This window comes from Pantoea sp. DY-5, assembly GCF_019795955.1.
GTDB classification, from domain to species: domain Bacteria; phylum Pseudomonadota; class Gammaproteobacteria; order Enterobacterales; family Enterobacteriaceae; genus Pantoea; species Pantoea leporis.
Genome location: NZ_JAIMIE010000003.1, coordinates 281,968 through 295,404 on the forward strand (window position 1 = coordinate 281,968; position 13,437 = coordinate 295,404).

The following is a 13,437-nucleotide window of genomic DNA, read 5'->3' on the forward strand; positions in this document are numbered from 1 at the left end:
GAATTGCCGGCTGGCTTGCTTTTTGCGACATGGCTACCAGGCTTGTTGGGTTAGAAGTGCAACGAACATAAGGTTCGTGATCAACAAGGAGGAAAAAAGATGAGCAAGAAAATAGCGGTACTGATTACCGATGAATTTGAAGACTCAGAGTTTACCTCACCGGCGGAGGCTTACACTCAGGCGGGCCATGAAGTGGTTACCATCGAGTTTAAGGCCGGCAACATCGTTAAAGGGAAACAGGGTAAAGCTGAGGTCAACATCGACAAGGCTATTGATGATGTGAATGCAGCCGAGTTTGATGCGCTGCTGCTGCCCGGCGGACACTCTCCCGATGCCCTGCGCGGTGACGATCGCTTCGTCAACTTCACCAGGGAGTTTGTCGCCAGCGGCAAGCCGGTGTTTGCCATTTGCCATGGCCCGCAACTGCTGATAAGCGCGAACGGCGTGCGCGGCCGCAAAATGACCAGCGTAAAAGCCATCGCCATCGATCTGCGTAATGCCGGTGCGGATTTTTACGATAAAGAAGTGGTGGTGGATGATGACAAGTTAGTTACCAGCCGCACGCCTGAAGACCTGCCCGCGTTTAATCGCGAATCGCTGCGGATTTTGAACGCGGCCTGATAGTTTTTCCTGCATTGGGGTCGCCGTGAATGGCGGCCCTAAGGCCGGGTCCAGATAATCTTTTTGCCAAAGCCCAGCGCATTGTCGGTCATCTTCACTTCGTCGAGCACGATTTCCCACAATGGTGCGGTGACCTTCTTTGCCACTGGAAAACGCTTCTGATAGGCGTGACGCGCAATAACTTCCCTGTCTCCGCTTAGCAGCTGAATCACGCCGCGATACTGCACGCCTTTAATCAGCAGCACACTTTTGGGCTGGCCATTCACCGTGCCCGCCACGCGCGGATTTGACTGGATTAATGCGCCATGGCGCGTGTCCGGTTCAGTCATCAGCCAGAACGCCATGTTCGCGGCATCAAATACATAAAAGCAGTTGGCACACCACAGATCGTCGCCATGGCTGGCAGATAACGACAGCACGTGCTGTTTTTTTAAGTAGCGAATCAGATGAGCATGGTCGGACAAAATTGGACTCCGTGCGGCGAATAGCGATGCAGCCTGAAGCGCGCTACACTGCCTGCCAGCTAATTTTCGGGATAAGTATGATGGAACAAGGCTGGCAGCTTTATCTGCTACAAACCGCCGCAGGGATGCTATATATCGGCATCACCACCGATGTTAATCGTCGGCTGCAACAGCATCAGCAGGGACGCGGCGCGCGTTCGCTACGTGGCAAGGGCCCGCTGACGCTGGTGTTTCACTGCGATGCGGGCGATCGGGCGGCGGCGTCACGCCTGGAATATCAGGTGAAGCAGCTGAGCCGCGCGCAAAAGCTGCTGCTGGTTGCACAGCAGCCGCCCTGTTTAGTGGCCTGGTTTAGTCGAAACGGTTAAACGGCAGCGCGAATTCGATCAGCCCTTCTGCACCGACAAACGCATCGTCGGCCAGTTTGTAGACCTGAAAGGCCGCTTCACTGCCTAACCAGCGACAGTGCAAACCATGACGTGCCGCCGGTTCAAAGCCGAGTGGATTGTAGAACTCAGGATCGCCCAGCACCACCACGGCGCTGTAGCTGAACTCATTCAGTGAATCCAACCCTTCATACACCAGCCGTTTAGCAAGGCCCTGTTTGCGCACCGATTCATCCACTGCGAGCGGCGCCAAAGCGACCCAGTTGCGGTCTTCTCCCTGCAGGGTCACCGGACTGAAAGCGGCATAACCCAGCACCTGACCTTCATCATCTGTGGCAACTACACCGAGAGTCAGCAAGCCATCTTCGCGCAGTTGCTGTATCAGTTCCGCTTCGGCAGCGGTAGCAAAACTGCGCTTTAACAGGCTATCGATGCCTGCTGCATCAACGCCAATTTCAGTACGAATCAACATGAGATCCCCGCGCGCGCCTCAGCGGCCTTCGCGTCCTGTTTCATTCCTGCCTCAATAAAAGCAGCGAGCTGCTGCAATCCCGTGCGTAATGGCGTGGGCATGGCATCCAGTTCAATGGCATCCATCAGGTTTTTCACCTCAAGTCCCAGCTCAGTGTCACCTTCAATCACCAGACGGCGTTGAAAGAACAACATATCGGGATCCGCTTTGCGTGCTGCCACCAGCAACAGATCGTTGGCTTCACCGCGAAACCAGACATCAGCCTCGGTGTCGCGCGAAACGGTCAGGCGCCCTGCTTGCAGGGTGGTGATCCAGCGCAGATTCACATCGGCAACCTCAATCCCCAGATAACGCCCTTCCAGAAAGTCTAACTCACCTTCAGACAAAGCATGACGAAATTGCCAGTTTAGGAGTTGTTGCAGAATAGCTTTTTTTAGCGGGAAAGGGGTAATGGAAACAGGTAAAGCAAGGAATTCTGGCCCTTTTTCAACAATCAGACCGCGTAAGCGCGCAAACATCATCGTCATTCCCTTCAGAAAGTTTCATCTATTTTGCCACATCTGACCGGCTTCGCCTCCACTGAGATCAAGGAAATCGCCGCCTGGCTGGACGAAAAACCTTCACTCCCGATCATCAATGCCGCTTTCACTGCCTTAAATCAACATTGCTGTCGGGTCAGTTATTTACACTCTTCGGCTTCAGAATCCGGGGAGGAAAATGTATGGAACTGCTGTGTCCGGCGGGGAATTTGCCTGCGCTGAAATCGGCGGTGGAGCATGGTGCTGACGCGGTGTATGTCGGCCTGAAAGACGATACCAATGCCCGCCACTTTGCTGGCCTCAATTTTACCGATAAGAAACTGGCTGAAGCCGCACGCTATCTGCATCAGCATCGGCGCAAACTGCATGTGGCAATCAACACCTTCGCCCATCCTGATGGCATCAATCGCTGGCAAAGCGCGATTGATGTTGCCGCTCAGAACGGCGCGGATGCGTTGATTCTGGCCGATATTGCCACGCTGGAGTACGCGGCAAAACATTATCCGCAGGTTGAGCGTCATCTTTCGGTACAGGCCTCCGCCACCAATCTGCAGGCCATCCATTTTTACCATCGTCATTTTCAACTCAGCCGCGTGGTGCTGCCTCGCGTGCTGTCGATGCATCAGGTCAAACAGCTGGCGCGTGAAACGCCGGTACCGCTTGAAGTGTTCGCCTTCGGTAGCCTGTGCATTATGGCTGAAGGCCGCTGCTACCTCTCTTCCTGGCTGACCGGCGAGTCGCCTAATAGCGCGGGAGCCTGCTCGCCGGCGAAATTTGTCCGCTGGCAGCAGACGCCAAAAGGCATGGAATCGCGCCTGAATGAGGTGCTGATTGACCGTTACGCGCCCGACGAGAGCGCTGGCTATCCCACATTGTGCAAAGGCCGTTATGAAGTGGATAACCAGCTCTATCACGTACTGGAGGAGCCCACCAGCCTGAACACCTTGTCGCTGCTGCCTGAACTGCTGCGCGTCAACATTGCCTCGGTGAAAATTGAAGGACGCCAGCGCAGCCCGGCCTATGTGGCGCAGGTAGCGAAAGTGTGGCGTCAGGCCATTGATCGCTGCATGGCATCGCCGGGACAGTATGCCGTGCAGGAACCTTGGATGCAGGCGCTGGGCGAGTTATCAGAAGGCAGCCAAACCACGCTCGGTGCTTATCACCGTGACTGGCAATAAGGAGATCGCATGAAATACGCCATCGGGCCGGTGCTGTGGTACTGGCCAACTGCAACGCTGGAAACCTTTTATCAACGCGCCGCCGAGAGCAGCGCGGAGATCATTTATCTCGGCGAAGCCGTCTGCAGTAAAAGACGCGCCACCTCGTTCCATCAATGGATGGACATCGCGCGCATGCTAGCGCAGCAGGGCAAGCAAGTGGTGCTGAGTACGTTGGCACTGCTGCAGTCGCCATCGGAAGTCAAAGAGCTGCGCCGCTATGTCGAGAACGGAGAGTTCCTGCTGGAGGCCAATGATATCGGCACCGTGAATATGGCGGCGGAGCGCAAATTGCCGTTTGTCGCCGGCCCAACGCTGAATGTGTATAACGCGCAGACGCTGCAACTGTTGCTGAAAGAAGGCATGACGCGCTGGTGCATTCCGGTGGAGATGTCCCGCGACTGGCTGATTCAGTTGCTGCAACAGTGCGATGCGGCGGGTGTGCGCGAACAATTTGAGGTGGAAGTGCTTGGCTATGGTCATCTGCCGCTGGCGCTGTCAGCACGCTGCTTTACCGCACGCGCCGAGAATCGTGGCAAAGATGATTGCCAAACCTGCTGCATCAATTACCCAACCGGCCGCCGCGTGCTCTCGCAGGAAGGCCAGCAGGTGTTTGTGCTCAACGGCATTCAGACCATGAGCGGCTATTGCTACAACCTCGGCAATGACCTGAGCGGCATGCATAACTGGATCGACATTGTGCGTTTGTCGCCCCAGGGCGAAAGTACGCTCGCCGAAGTGGATCGCTTCCGCGCCAACGAAGCCGGTCAGGCACCGCTAATGATGGCGCGCGGCAGTGATTGTAATGGTTATTGGCGTCGCCTGGCGGGAATGGCACTGGAAGGCGGCAGGTAAAGGCACATTCCGGCTATATTCCTGCTGTTATTAGCAGTTTTAATATAGGTAACGATGAGTAATACTCACAAGCGCAGGTCCGACTAAACACCTGCGCCATCCCTATTTGGAGTGCCCATGTCTGAGAAAAAAACTGTTCGCCTGTCCGTGTTGGATCTGGCCCCTATTCCACAAGGTTCCACTGCACGCGACGCGTTCCATAATTCGCTGGCACTGGCCCGTCAATCCGAAGCACTGGGCTTTCACCGCTACTGGCTGGCGGAACACCATAATATGACGGGGATTGCCAGCGCCGCGACGTCAGTGCTGATTGGCTATTTAGCGGCTAATACCGAAACGCTGCGCCTCGGTTCAGGCGGCATTATGCTGCCCAATCACGCGCCGCTGGTGATCGCCGAACAGTTTGGTACCCTCGAGTCACTCTATCCTGGGCGCATCGATTTGGGACTGGGCCGCGCGCCGGGTTCCGACCAACGCACCATGCTGGCGTTGCGTCGTCATCTTTCCAGCGGCCAGGCAGATAGTTTTCCAGAAGATGTCTCTGAACTGATTCGCTGGTTTGACGCCGAAGAGGGAGAACATCCGCCAGTACAACCGGTTCCAGGTTTAGGATTGAAAATTCCGGTGTGGCTGCTCGGTTCCAGCCTGTACAGCGCGCAACTGGCCGCTCAGCTGGGTTTGCCGTTTGCATTTGCCTCGCATTTCGCGCCGGATCTGCTGTTCCAGGCGCTGCATCTCTATCGTGAGAAATTCAAACCTTCCGCGCGTCTGGCGAAGCCGTATGCGATGGTGTGCGTCAACGTCGTCGCAGCCGATAGCGAACGTGACGCCCGCTTCCTGTTCACCTCGATGCAGCAGCAGTTTATTAACCTGCGTCGCGGCAAACCGGGTCCGCTACCTGCGCCGGTGGAGAACATGGATAATCTGTGGTCGCCGTCCGAGCAATATGGCGTGCAACAGGCACTCAGCATGTCGATTGTCGGCGATAGCGATAAAGTCCGCAGCGGCCTCGCCGCGCTGATGCGTGAAACCCAGGCGGACGAGATTATGGTTAACGGCCAGATTTACGATTCGCAGGCGCGTCTGCGCTCCTTCGCGCTGGCAATGGAAGCAGCGCGCACGCTGTAAACCTCATTGCGGTGGGTTTAACCACTCTGGGCCCACCGCAATGGTTCGCACGTCTCGCGCCGGTGACTGACCGTGAAAACGGCTGTATTCGCGACTGAACTGCGAAGCACTTTGATAACCCACCCGATAACCCGCCGTGCCGGCATCCAGCTTCTCAATCAACATCAAACGCCGCGCCTCGTTGAGCCGCAGCTGCTTTTGATACTGCATCGGCGTCATCGCCGTTACCGCTTTAAAGTGATGATGCAGCGACGAAATACTCATCCCTACGCTGCTCGCCAGAAAATCCATTTTCAACGGCTGATGAAAGTTTTCGCGTAGCCAACGCGCGGCGCGCGCCACTTTGTTGCCTGGCCGTTCCGTCAACGCCATGTTGAGAATGCGCGGCCCTTCGGGTCCAGTCAGCAAACGATAGAAAATCTCCTGCTCAATCAACGGTGCCAGCGCGGCTATGTCCTGCGGGTGATCCAGCAACTCGACTAAACGCATCACCGCATCCACCAACGGTGGCGCGACTTTATGCACGGCGATACCGCGCTCGCTCACCGCCGTGCTGCCGAGTTGATGGTGCGGAAAGTGTTCCAGATAACGCATCAGACGCGTTTCGTTAATGGTGATGCCCACACCAAGATTCGGTTTCTCTGGCGTTGCCATGACCACGCAGGATTGCACCGGCATATCAAGCGTCACCAACAGTAAATCGCCCGGCCCGTAATGCATCACTTCATCACCCATGCGCAGCGCTTTTTGCCCCTGCGCGATCAGGGCAAAGCTCGCCCAGGTCGCCACATGCGCCAAACTGGTGGGCTGAGAACTGCGGCCGAAAGAGAGAAAATCGATTGGGCAATAGTGACGACCATCCTGCGGTGCGTGGCGAGCAATAATTGCCACCAACTGCTGCCATTGTTCCTGATGAATCATGCGCTCGGTGCTCCGCGGTAAGAAATCACTGATTTGATATTCTCGCTTGTGGTTGGCGCTGCGACTAGTCCTTGAACAGCAGATTTGCAGGATCGTGCAAGAAGCTTGCAGGATTGCGCTACCACCCGATTGTATGGACAGCGCATGCTTTATTTTCCCCGAAATCTCAGGTGGAGAGACACGATGAAAACACTTGAAGGCAAAATTGCGCTGGTGACGGGCGCTTCGAAAGGCATTGGTGCCGCCATCGCCATGACTTTCGCGGCGGCCGGTGCTCGGGTAGTGGTGAATTATCTTCAGGACGAAGTGGGTGCGGCGGATGTGGTGACCGACATTCAGGCGTTGGGTAGCGACGCCATCGCCGTACAGGCTGATATTTCACGCGAGGCCGATGTGCAGCGCTTGTTCGCTAGCAGCATTGAGCAGTTTGGCGCGCCCGATATTGTGGTGAATAACGCCGGCATTTTTCACCACGGTGACTTTGCCGAGCTTAGCCTCAGCGAGATGCAGCAGCAGCTGAATGTGAATCTGCTGGGCACCTTGCTGGTGTGTCAGCAGGCGGCAAAACATTTCCCCGCACGCGGCGGTTCCATCATCAACCTTAGCGCTTTAAATAGCCAACGCAGCACGCCCGGCTCGGTGCTTTGGGCGGCAACCAAAGGCGCGATCGATACCTTAACGCAGGGCCTCGCACGCGAGCTTGGGCCACGTAATATTCGCGTCAATGCGTTAGCACCCGGCATTATTTTGACCGAAGGTTTGCTGGCGGCGAAGAAGATGCACCCGGAGTTGAAAGCACAGCTGATAGCGACAACGCCGCTCGGACGATTTGGCTTGCCGGAAGATGTGGCGCAGGTGGCGCTGTTTCTGGCGTCAGAAGAGTCAGCTTACGTCAGCGGTGAACGCGTGCTGATTGCTGGTGGCGTGTAAAATTTACTTTCCACAGGCATAAAAAAAAGGGACGCGTTAGCGTCCCTTTTTGCTTTTCGCGTTTATCGCTTATGCGTCACGACGACGTGGTGCAGCAGCGCCTTCTGGACGCGGGCCACGACCACCTTCACGGCTGAAGCGTCCGCCTTCACGGCCACCTTCACGACGTTCGGAGAAGCGACGTGGAGCGCCTTCGCCACGTGGAGCACCATCACCGCGCGGTGCGCCATTGCCACGACGTTCGCCGCCAGCAGATGGACGACGTTCGCTACGCTCGTGCACTGGCGCATCACCCATCAGCTGCATATTCATCGGTTTGTTCAGAATACGCGTACGAGTAAAGTGCTGCAGCACTTCGCCCGGCATGCCTTTCGGCAGCTCGATGGTTGAGTGAGTACCAAACAGCTTGATGTTACCGATGTAACGGCTGCTGATGTCACCTTCGTTAGCGATCGCGCCAACGATGTGACGAACTTCAACACCATCATCACGGCCCACTTCAATGCGGTACAGCTGCATTTCGCCAACGTCACGACGTTCACGACGTGGACGATCGCCATCGCGGCTGTCACGGCTTTCGCGTGGACCACGAGAATCACGTGAATCGCGACGCTCACCACGGTCAGGACGATCGCTGAACTCGCGACGCGCTGGACGCGGTGCTTCTGGTGGCAGAATCAGTGGACGTTCGCCCTGAGCCATTTTCAGCAGTGCTGCGGCCAGCGTTTCGATATCCAGATCTTCGCCCGGCTGCATTTTACTCAGCAGTGCGCGGTACTGGTCCAGATCGCTGCTTTCCAGCTGCTGCTGTACTTTAGCCGCGAATTTAGCCAGACGACGCTCACCCAGCAGTTCTGCGTTAGGCAGCTCAACTTCTGGAATAGTCAGCTTCATGGTGCGTTCGATGTTGCGCAGCAGACGACGCTCGCGGTTCTCAACGAACAGCAACGCACGACCTGCACGACCAGCACGGCCGGTACGACCGATACGGTGAACGTAAGACTCTGCATCCATCGGGATATCAAAGTTTACGACCAGACTGATACGCTCAACGTCCAGACCACGTGCTGCAACGTCGGTCGCGATCAGGATGTCGAGACGACCATCTTTCAAACGCTCCAGCGTCTGCTCACGCAGTGCCTGGTTCATGTCACCGTTCAGTGCTGCACTGTTGTAACCGCTGCGCTCCAGCGCTTCGGCCACTTCCAGCGTGGCATTTTTGGTACGCACGAAGATGATGGCTGCATCGAAATCTTCCGCTTCCAGGAAACGAACCAGCGCATCAGTTTTACGGCCGTATGCGGTCCAGTAAGACTGAGAAATGTCTGGGCGCGTAGTCAGGCTTGACTGAATGCGCACTTCCTGTGGATCTTTCATGAAGCGCTTGGTAATACGACGAATCGCTTCTGGCATGGTGGCTGAGAACAGCGCGGTCTGATGACCGTCTGGAATCTGCGCCATGATGGTTTCAACGTCTTCGATGAAGCCCATACGCAGCATTTCATCAGCTTCGTCCAGCACCAGACCGCGCAGGTTAGACAGATCTAACGTGCCACGCTTCAGGTGATCCAGCAGACGACCAGGCGTACCCACAACAACTTGTGGTCCCTGACGCAGTGCGCGCAGCTGTACGTCATAACGTTGGCCGCCGTACAGGGCTACAACGTTAATGCCACGCATGTGTTTAGAGAATTCTGTGACGGCTTCAGCAACCTGTACCGCCAATTCGCGGGTAGGTGCCAGCACCAAAATTTGCGGTGCTTTAACAGTAGGATCAATGTTGTTTAGCAGCGGCAGTGAGAAAGCCGCAGTTTTTCCACTACCGGTCTGCGCCATACCCAACACGTCACGGCCAGCCAGCAGGTGAGGAATACACTCAGCCTGGATTGGAGAAGGCTTTACGTAGCCCATACCGTTCAGTGATTCGAGGATGTCGGCGTTCAGGCCAAGGTCAGCAAAAGTGGTTTGAATATCAGTCATGTAGTACACGTGCCTCTTAGATTGCGGCGGCCAGTCTACATAACTCGTCGTGAAAACTTTCAGTCATTTTCATCAAAAAGTGTGAACCGGCTCAAATTAGAAGTTTTGACGAACAGAAAAGCCCTCATCTCTGAAGATGATGACTTTACAGGTATTCAGGCAATAAAAGTTCGTCAGCTATTGCTGGTCAGATTCTGATAAATCGTCTTGTGTCTGGCCGAGTTGCGCCAGTTCCAACAATGCGTATCGGTGCTCAACAAAGTTATTTACGTTGTTGGCCACCGCCAGTTTGAACAACGCTTTCGCGTCGTCCTTCTCCCCCAGACTTAGGTAGTACTTACCTAAATAGAAGTTGGTTTCACTGAGATGTTCAGCGAGCGAGGTGTTATCCGTTGCGTCCGCCTTGAGACGTTCCATCAGCGTTTTTTCACTGATGTCGCCAAGGTAGAACTCGACAATATTCCATCCCCATTGATCGCGAACCGCTTTGTCATGACGCTGTCTCAGCGTAACTTTTGCCTTGTCGGCATCCATATCGCTTTCAACGAGATAGAGCCAAAGGCTGCGGAATGGATCGTTAGGATCGTCTTGATAAAACGCCAGCAGATCATCTTGCGCTAACTTGTATCGACCGCCGTAATAGAGGGCGATACCACGGTTTAAATGCGCATAGTTGTAAGTTGGATCAAGCTCAAGTACAGAATCAAACGCTTCATAGGCAGCATCAAAGTTGCCTGCCTGCGTTAAGTATATACCGAGATAGTTAAATACCTCTGGCATATCTGGTCTTATAGACAGCGCTTGCGAAAAATCGTTCCGCGCTAATGCCCTCAGACCCAAACTATCATACAACACTCCGCGCTCATATAATAGCTGTGCGCGTTCATCATCGGTCAGGGCACGACTGGCAAGAATTTGTTCCATTCGCGCCAGGATCACCTCTTGCTGCAGTGTGGGCTGCAAAGGTACTGCCAGAACTTCGTTCTTACGCCAATTGGAGTTGCTGCATCCTGCCAGCGTGATAGCTGTCGCAACAAAACACCAGCGCAAAAAAGGCTTCATTTCCCACTCCCGAATACAAACATTGGGACAACCATCCTGTCATCCTCCTGCTGTGCACAAGGATTCCCGCCCTCGCGATGATCTAAACACCTCTCCCCGCAAAGCAGGGAGAGGTAAATCGGTAAACGCTTACTCGGCGTCAGATGCATCAGATGCAGCGGTAGCAACTTCTTCCGCTGGTTTCTGCTCTGTCGCTTCTTTGATGCTCAGGCGTACACGGCCCTGACGGTCCACTTCCATGACTTTTACTGGAACTTCCTGGCCCATCTGCAGGTAATCGGTCACTTTCTCTACGCGCTTGTCGGCGATCTGAGAGATGTGCACCAAACCTTCTTTACCGCCGCCGATTGCCACGAAGGCACCGAAATCAACGATACGTGTCACTTTACCAGAGTAAACGCGACCAACTTCGATCTCAGCAGTGATCTCTTCGATACGACGAATGGCTTCTTTGGCTTTCAGGCCATCAGTAGCAGCAATCTTCACGGTACCGTCATCTTCGATTTCGATGGTGGTGCCGGTTTCTTCGGTCAGCGCACGGATCACTGAGCCGCCTTTACCGATGACATCTTTGATCTTGTCTGAACTGATTTTGATGGTGTAAATGCGCGGCGCGAACTCAGAAATTTCCTGACGCGGCGTGCTGATTGCCTGTTCCATCACGCTCAGAATGTGCAGACGCGCACCCTTCGCTTGGTTCAGAGCAACCTGCATGATTTCGCGGGTGATGCCTTCGATTTTGATATCCATCTGCAGCGCAGTGATACCATCGCGGCTACCCGCTACTTTAAAGTCCATATCGCCGAGGTGATCTTCGTCACCCAGGATGTCAGACAGAACCACAAAGTTGTCGGCTTCTTTAACCAGACCCATCGCAATACCGGCTACGGCAGCTTTGATCGGTACGCCAGCGTCCATCAGTGCCAGAGATGCACCGCACACGGAAGCCATTGAAGAAGAACCGTTAGATTCAGTGATCTCTGAAACCACACGCACGGTGTAGGGGAAATCAGCTTGCTTAGGCATTACTGCCAGCACGCCGCGCTTCGCCAGACGACCGTGACCAATTTCACGGCGCTTCGGTGAGCCAACCATACCGGTTTCGCCCACGCAGTATGGAGGGAAGTTGTAGTGGAACAGGAAGCTATCAGTACGCTCGCCCATCAACTCATCCAGATTCTGCGCATCACGTGCGGTACCCAATGTTGCGGTAACCAGCGCCTGCGTTTCACCACGGGTAAACAGTGAAGAACCGTGCGTGCGTGGCAGTACGCCAGTGCGCACATCCAGGCCACGAATCATATCTTTCTCACGGCCATCGATACGCGGTTCGCCACGGATGATGCGGCTTCGAACAACACTCTTCTCAAGGTCGTGAACGATGTCAGCGATATCGCCAGCATCCAGCGTTTCATCTTCAGCCTGCAGTGCAGCAATGGTCGCGTCTTTCACTGCGCCAACCTGAGTGTAACGCTCTTGCTTATCAGTGATGCGATAGGCATCGCTGATGCCCGCTTCTGCCAGTGCAGTAACGCGTGCGATCAGTGCATCGTTAGTTGGCAGTGGCTGCCAATCCCAACGTGGTTTACCCGCTTCGGCAACCAGCGCATTGATGTTTTCGATAACGATCTGCTGTTGATCGTGGCCATATACCACAGCGCCAAGCATCTGCTCTTCAGTAAGGATGTCAGCTTCTGATTCCACCATCAGCACCGCGTTCTGGGTACCGGCAACAACCAGGTTCAGACGTGATTCGTTGATTTCATCAGCAGTTGGGTTCAGTACGTACTGATCGTTGATATAACCCACGCGCGCTGCGCCGATTGGGCCATTGAACGGCAGACCTGACAGAGCCAGCGCAGCAGAGGCGCCGATCATCGCAACGATGTCTGGGTTAACCTGTGGGTTAACAGAAACAACGGTTGCAATAACCTGCACTTCGTTAATGAAGCCTTCCGGGAACAGCGGACGAACTGGACGGTCAATCAGGCGTGAGATCAGGGTTTCGCCTTCGCTTGGACGGCCTTCACGACGGAAGAAGCTACCCGGGATACGACCAGCAGCGTAAGTACGCTCCTGATAGTTAACCGTCAGCGGGAAGAAATCCTGACCTGGTTTAGTTTTTTTCTGGCCAACAACAGTAACGAATACAGCAGTGTCATCCATGCTCACCATTACTGCAGCGGTAGCCTGGCGCGCCATCATGCCGGTTTCCAGCGTGACGGTATGCTGACCATATTGGAATTTGCGTACGATCGGGTTCAGCAAAATTTAAGTCCTTAAATTCAGAGGCGCAGCCCATTCTGGCGCGCCGGGGATTACCGATCTTCAGTTGCATCCTCGCGACTAATGACAACCTTAACCGCCCATGCGGTAAAGCCTCTCATTAGCCGCGCGAACCTCTGCAAGCAAAGATCACTCTCTGCAACAATACATGAGTTTGGTCCGGATTGCTGCGGATTGCTCGAAAAAAGGGGCCATAAAGGCCCCCTTTTCGCGAAACTCGCACAAATCTGATCGTCAGATGCGTTTTTTTGCATGGTGCATGCGCTACATCCTTGATCAGATTCTTCAGACTTAGCGACGCAGACCCAGGCTTTCGATCAGACCGGTGTAGCGAGCAACGTCTTTACGCTTCAGGTAATCCAGCAGCTTACGACGCTGAGATACCATGCGCAGCAGACCGCGACGGCTGTGGTGATCTTTCTTGTGCTCAGAGAAGTGACCCTGCAGGTGGTTAATCTGAGCAGTCAGCAGAGCAACCTGAACTTCAGTTGAACCGCTGTCGTTGGTACCACGACCGTATTTAGCAACGATCTCTGCTTTAGCTTCTACGCTTAGAGACATAATAAACTCCGTTGG

15 protein-coding genes are annotated in these 13,437 nt (G+C 54.7%); 6 read left to right on the forward strand and 9 right to left on the reverse strand.

Features of this window, described 5'->3' with window-relative positions:
* Positions 1-99 precede the first annotated feature (99 nt).
* The gene (locus tag K5Y30_RS12340) at positions 100-621 is read left to right on the forward strand and encodes a type 1 glutamine amidotransferase domain-containing protein (protein WP_101762238.1); all 522 of its coding nucleotides are present in this window, start codon (positions 100-102) and stop codon (positions 619-621) included.
* A 38-nt stretch (positions 622-659) separates the two neighbouring features.
* On the opposite strand, the gene K5Y30_RS12345 is transcribed toward K5Y30_RS12340, so the two are convergent.
* A complete protein-coding gene (locus tag K5Y30_RS12345) occupies positions 660-1,085 on the reverse strand; it encodes a YhbP family protein (RefSeq protein ID WP_192235854.1) in 426 nt (141 codons plus the stop codon).
* Between the two features lie 80 nt (positions 1,086-1,165).
* Here K5Y30_RS12345 and K5Y30_RS12350 point away from each other — a divergent pair, with 80 nt between their 5' ends.
* The gene (locus K5Y30_RS12350) at positions 1,166-1,453 is read left to right on the forward strand and encodes a GIY-YIG nuclease family protein (RefSeq protein WP_222211776.1); all 288 of its coding nucleotides are present in this window, start codon (positions 1,166-1,168) and stop codon (positions 1,451-1,453) included.
* On the opposite strand, the gene K5Y30_RS12355 is transcribed toward K5Y30_RS12350, so the two are convergent.
* Together K5Y30_RS12355 and K5Y30_RS12360 are read right to left on the reverse strand one after the other, a co-directional pair.
* Positions 1,437-1,943: a GNAT family N-acetyltransferase gene (locus K5Y30_RS12355; RefSeq protein ID WP_101762241.1), complete on the reverse strand. Its 507-nt coding sequence runs from the start codon at positions 1,941-1,943 to the stop codon at positions 1,437-1,439. The genes K5Y30_RS12350 and K5Y30_RS12355 overlap by 17 nt on opposite strands.
* Complete coding sequence (locus K5Y30_RS12360; protein ID WP_036648365.1) at positions 1,937-2,461, reverse strand: SCP2 domain-containing protein; 525 nt, start codon at positions 2,459-2,461, stop codon at positions 1,937-1,939. The genes K5Y30_RS12355 and K5Y30_RS12360 overlap by 7 nt, the downstream gene beginning before the upstream one ends.
* A gap of 203 nt (positions 2,462-2,664) precedes the next feature.
* Between K5Y30_RS12360 and K5Y30_RS12365 the strand changes: the two genes are divergently transcribed.
* From K5Y30_RS12365 to K5Y30_RS12375, 3 genes are all read left to right on the forward strand, one after another.
* Positions 2,665-3,660 (forward strand): peptidase U32 family protein, encoded by a 996-nt coding sequence (locus K5Y30_RS12365; protein WP_222211603.1) that lies wholly within the window; start codon positions 2,665-2,667, stop codon positions 3,658-3,660.
* Positions 3,661-3,669: 9 nt separating this feature from the next.
* Entirely contained in the window at positions 3,670-4,554 is an 885-nt protein-coding gene (locus K5Y30_RS12370; RefSeq protein WP_222211605.1) for a U32 family peptidase, read from the forward strand.
* A gap of 117 nt (positions 4,555-4,671) precedes the next feature.
* Entirely contained in the window at positions 4,672-5,682 is a 1,011-nt protein-coding gene (locus K5Y30_RS12375) for a luciferase-like monooxygenase (RefSeq protein ID WP_137385066.1), read from the forward strand.
* Positions 5,683-5,685: 3 nt separating this feature from the next.
* Here the strand turns inward: K5Y30_RS12375 and K5Y30_RS12380 are convergent, their stop codons facing one another.
* The gene (locus K5Y30_RS12380; protein ID WP_137385065.1) at positions 5,686-6,603 is read right to left on the reverse strand and encodes an AraC family transcriptional regulator; all 918 of its coding nucleotides are present in this window, start codon (positions 6,601-6,603) and stop codon (positions 5,686-5,688) included.
* 183 nt (positions 6,604-6,786) lie between these two features.
* Here K5Y30_RS12380 and K5Y30_RS12385 point away from each other — a divergent pair, with 183 nt between their 5' ends.
* Complete coding sequence (locus K5Y30_RS12385; protein WP_222211607.1) at positions 6,787-7,533, forward strand: SDR family NAD(P)-dependent oxidoreductase; 747 nt, start codon at positions 6,787-6,789, stop codon at positions 7,531-7,533.
* A gap of 69 nt (positions 7,534-7,602) precedes the next feature.
* Here K5Y30_RS12385 and K5Y30_RS12390 read toward each other — a convergent pair whose 3' ends face one another.
* From K5Y30_RS12390 to rpsO, 5 genes are all read right to left on the reverse strand, one after another.
* The gene (locus K5Y30_RS12390) at positions 7,603-9,513 is read right to left on the reverse strand and encodes a DEAD/DEAH family ATP-dependent RNA helicase (RefSeq protein ID WP_137385063.1); all 1,911 of its coding nucleotides are present in this window, start codon (positions 9,511-9,513) and stop codon (positions 7,603-7,605) included.
* 16 nt (positions 9,514-9,529) lie between these two features.
* Positions 9,530-9,586, reverse strand: coding sequence for a protein YrbN (gene yrbN / locus K5Y30_RS24950; RefSeq protein WP_098053093.1), 57 nt, complete (start codon positions 9,584-9,586; stop codon positions 9,530-9,532).
* Between the two features lie 104 nt (positions 9,587-9,690).
* Entirely contained in the window at positions 9,691-10,575 is an 885-nt protein-coding gene (nlpI, locus tag K5Y30_RS12400) for a lipoprotein NlpI (protein WP_008104288.1), read from the reverse strand.
* Positions 10,576-10,704: 129 nt separating this feature from the next.
* Positions 10,705-12,843: a polyribonucleotide nucleotidyltransferase gene (gene pnp / locus K5Y30_RS12405; RefSeq protein ID WP_101762248.1), complete on the reverse strand. Its 2,139-nt coding sequence runs from the start codon at positions 12,841-12,843 to the stop codon at positions 10,705-10,707.
* Between the two features lie 309 nt (positions 12,844-13,152).
* Positions 13,153-13,422: a 30S ribosomal protein S15 gene (gene rpsO, locus K5Y30_RS12410; RefSeq protein WP_036620269.1), complete on the reverse strand. Its 270-nt coding sequence runs from the start codon at positions 13,420-13,422 to the stop codon at positions 13,153-13,155.
* Positions 13,423-13,437 lie beyond the last annotated feature (15 nt).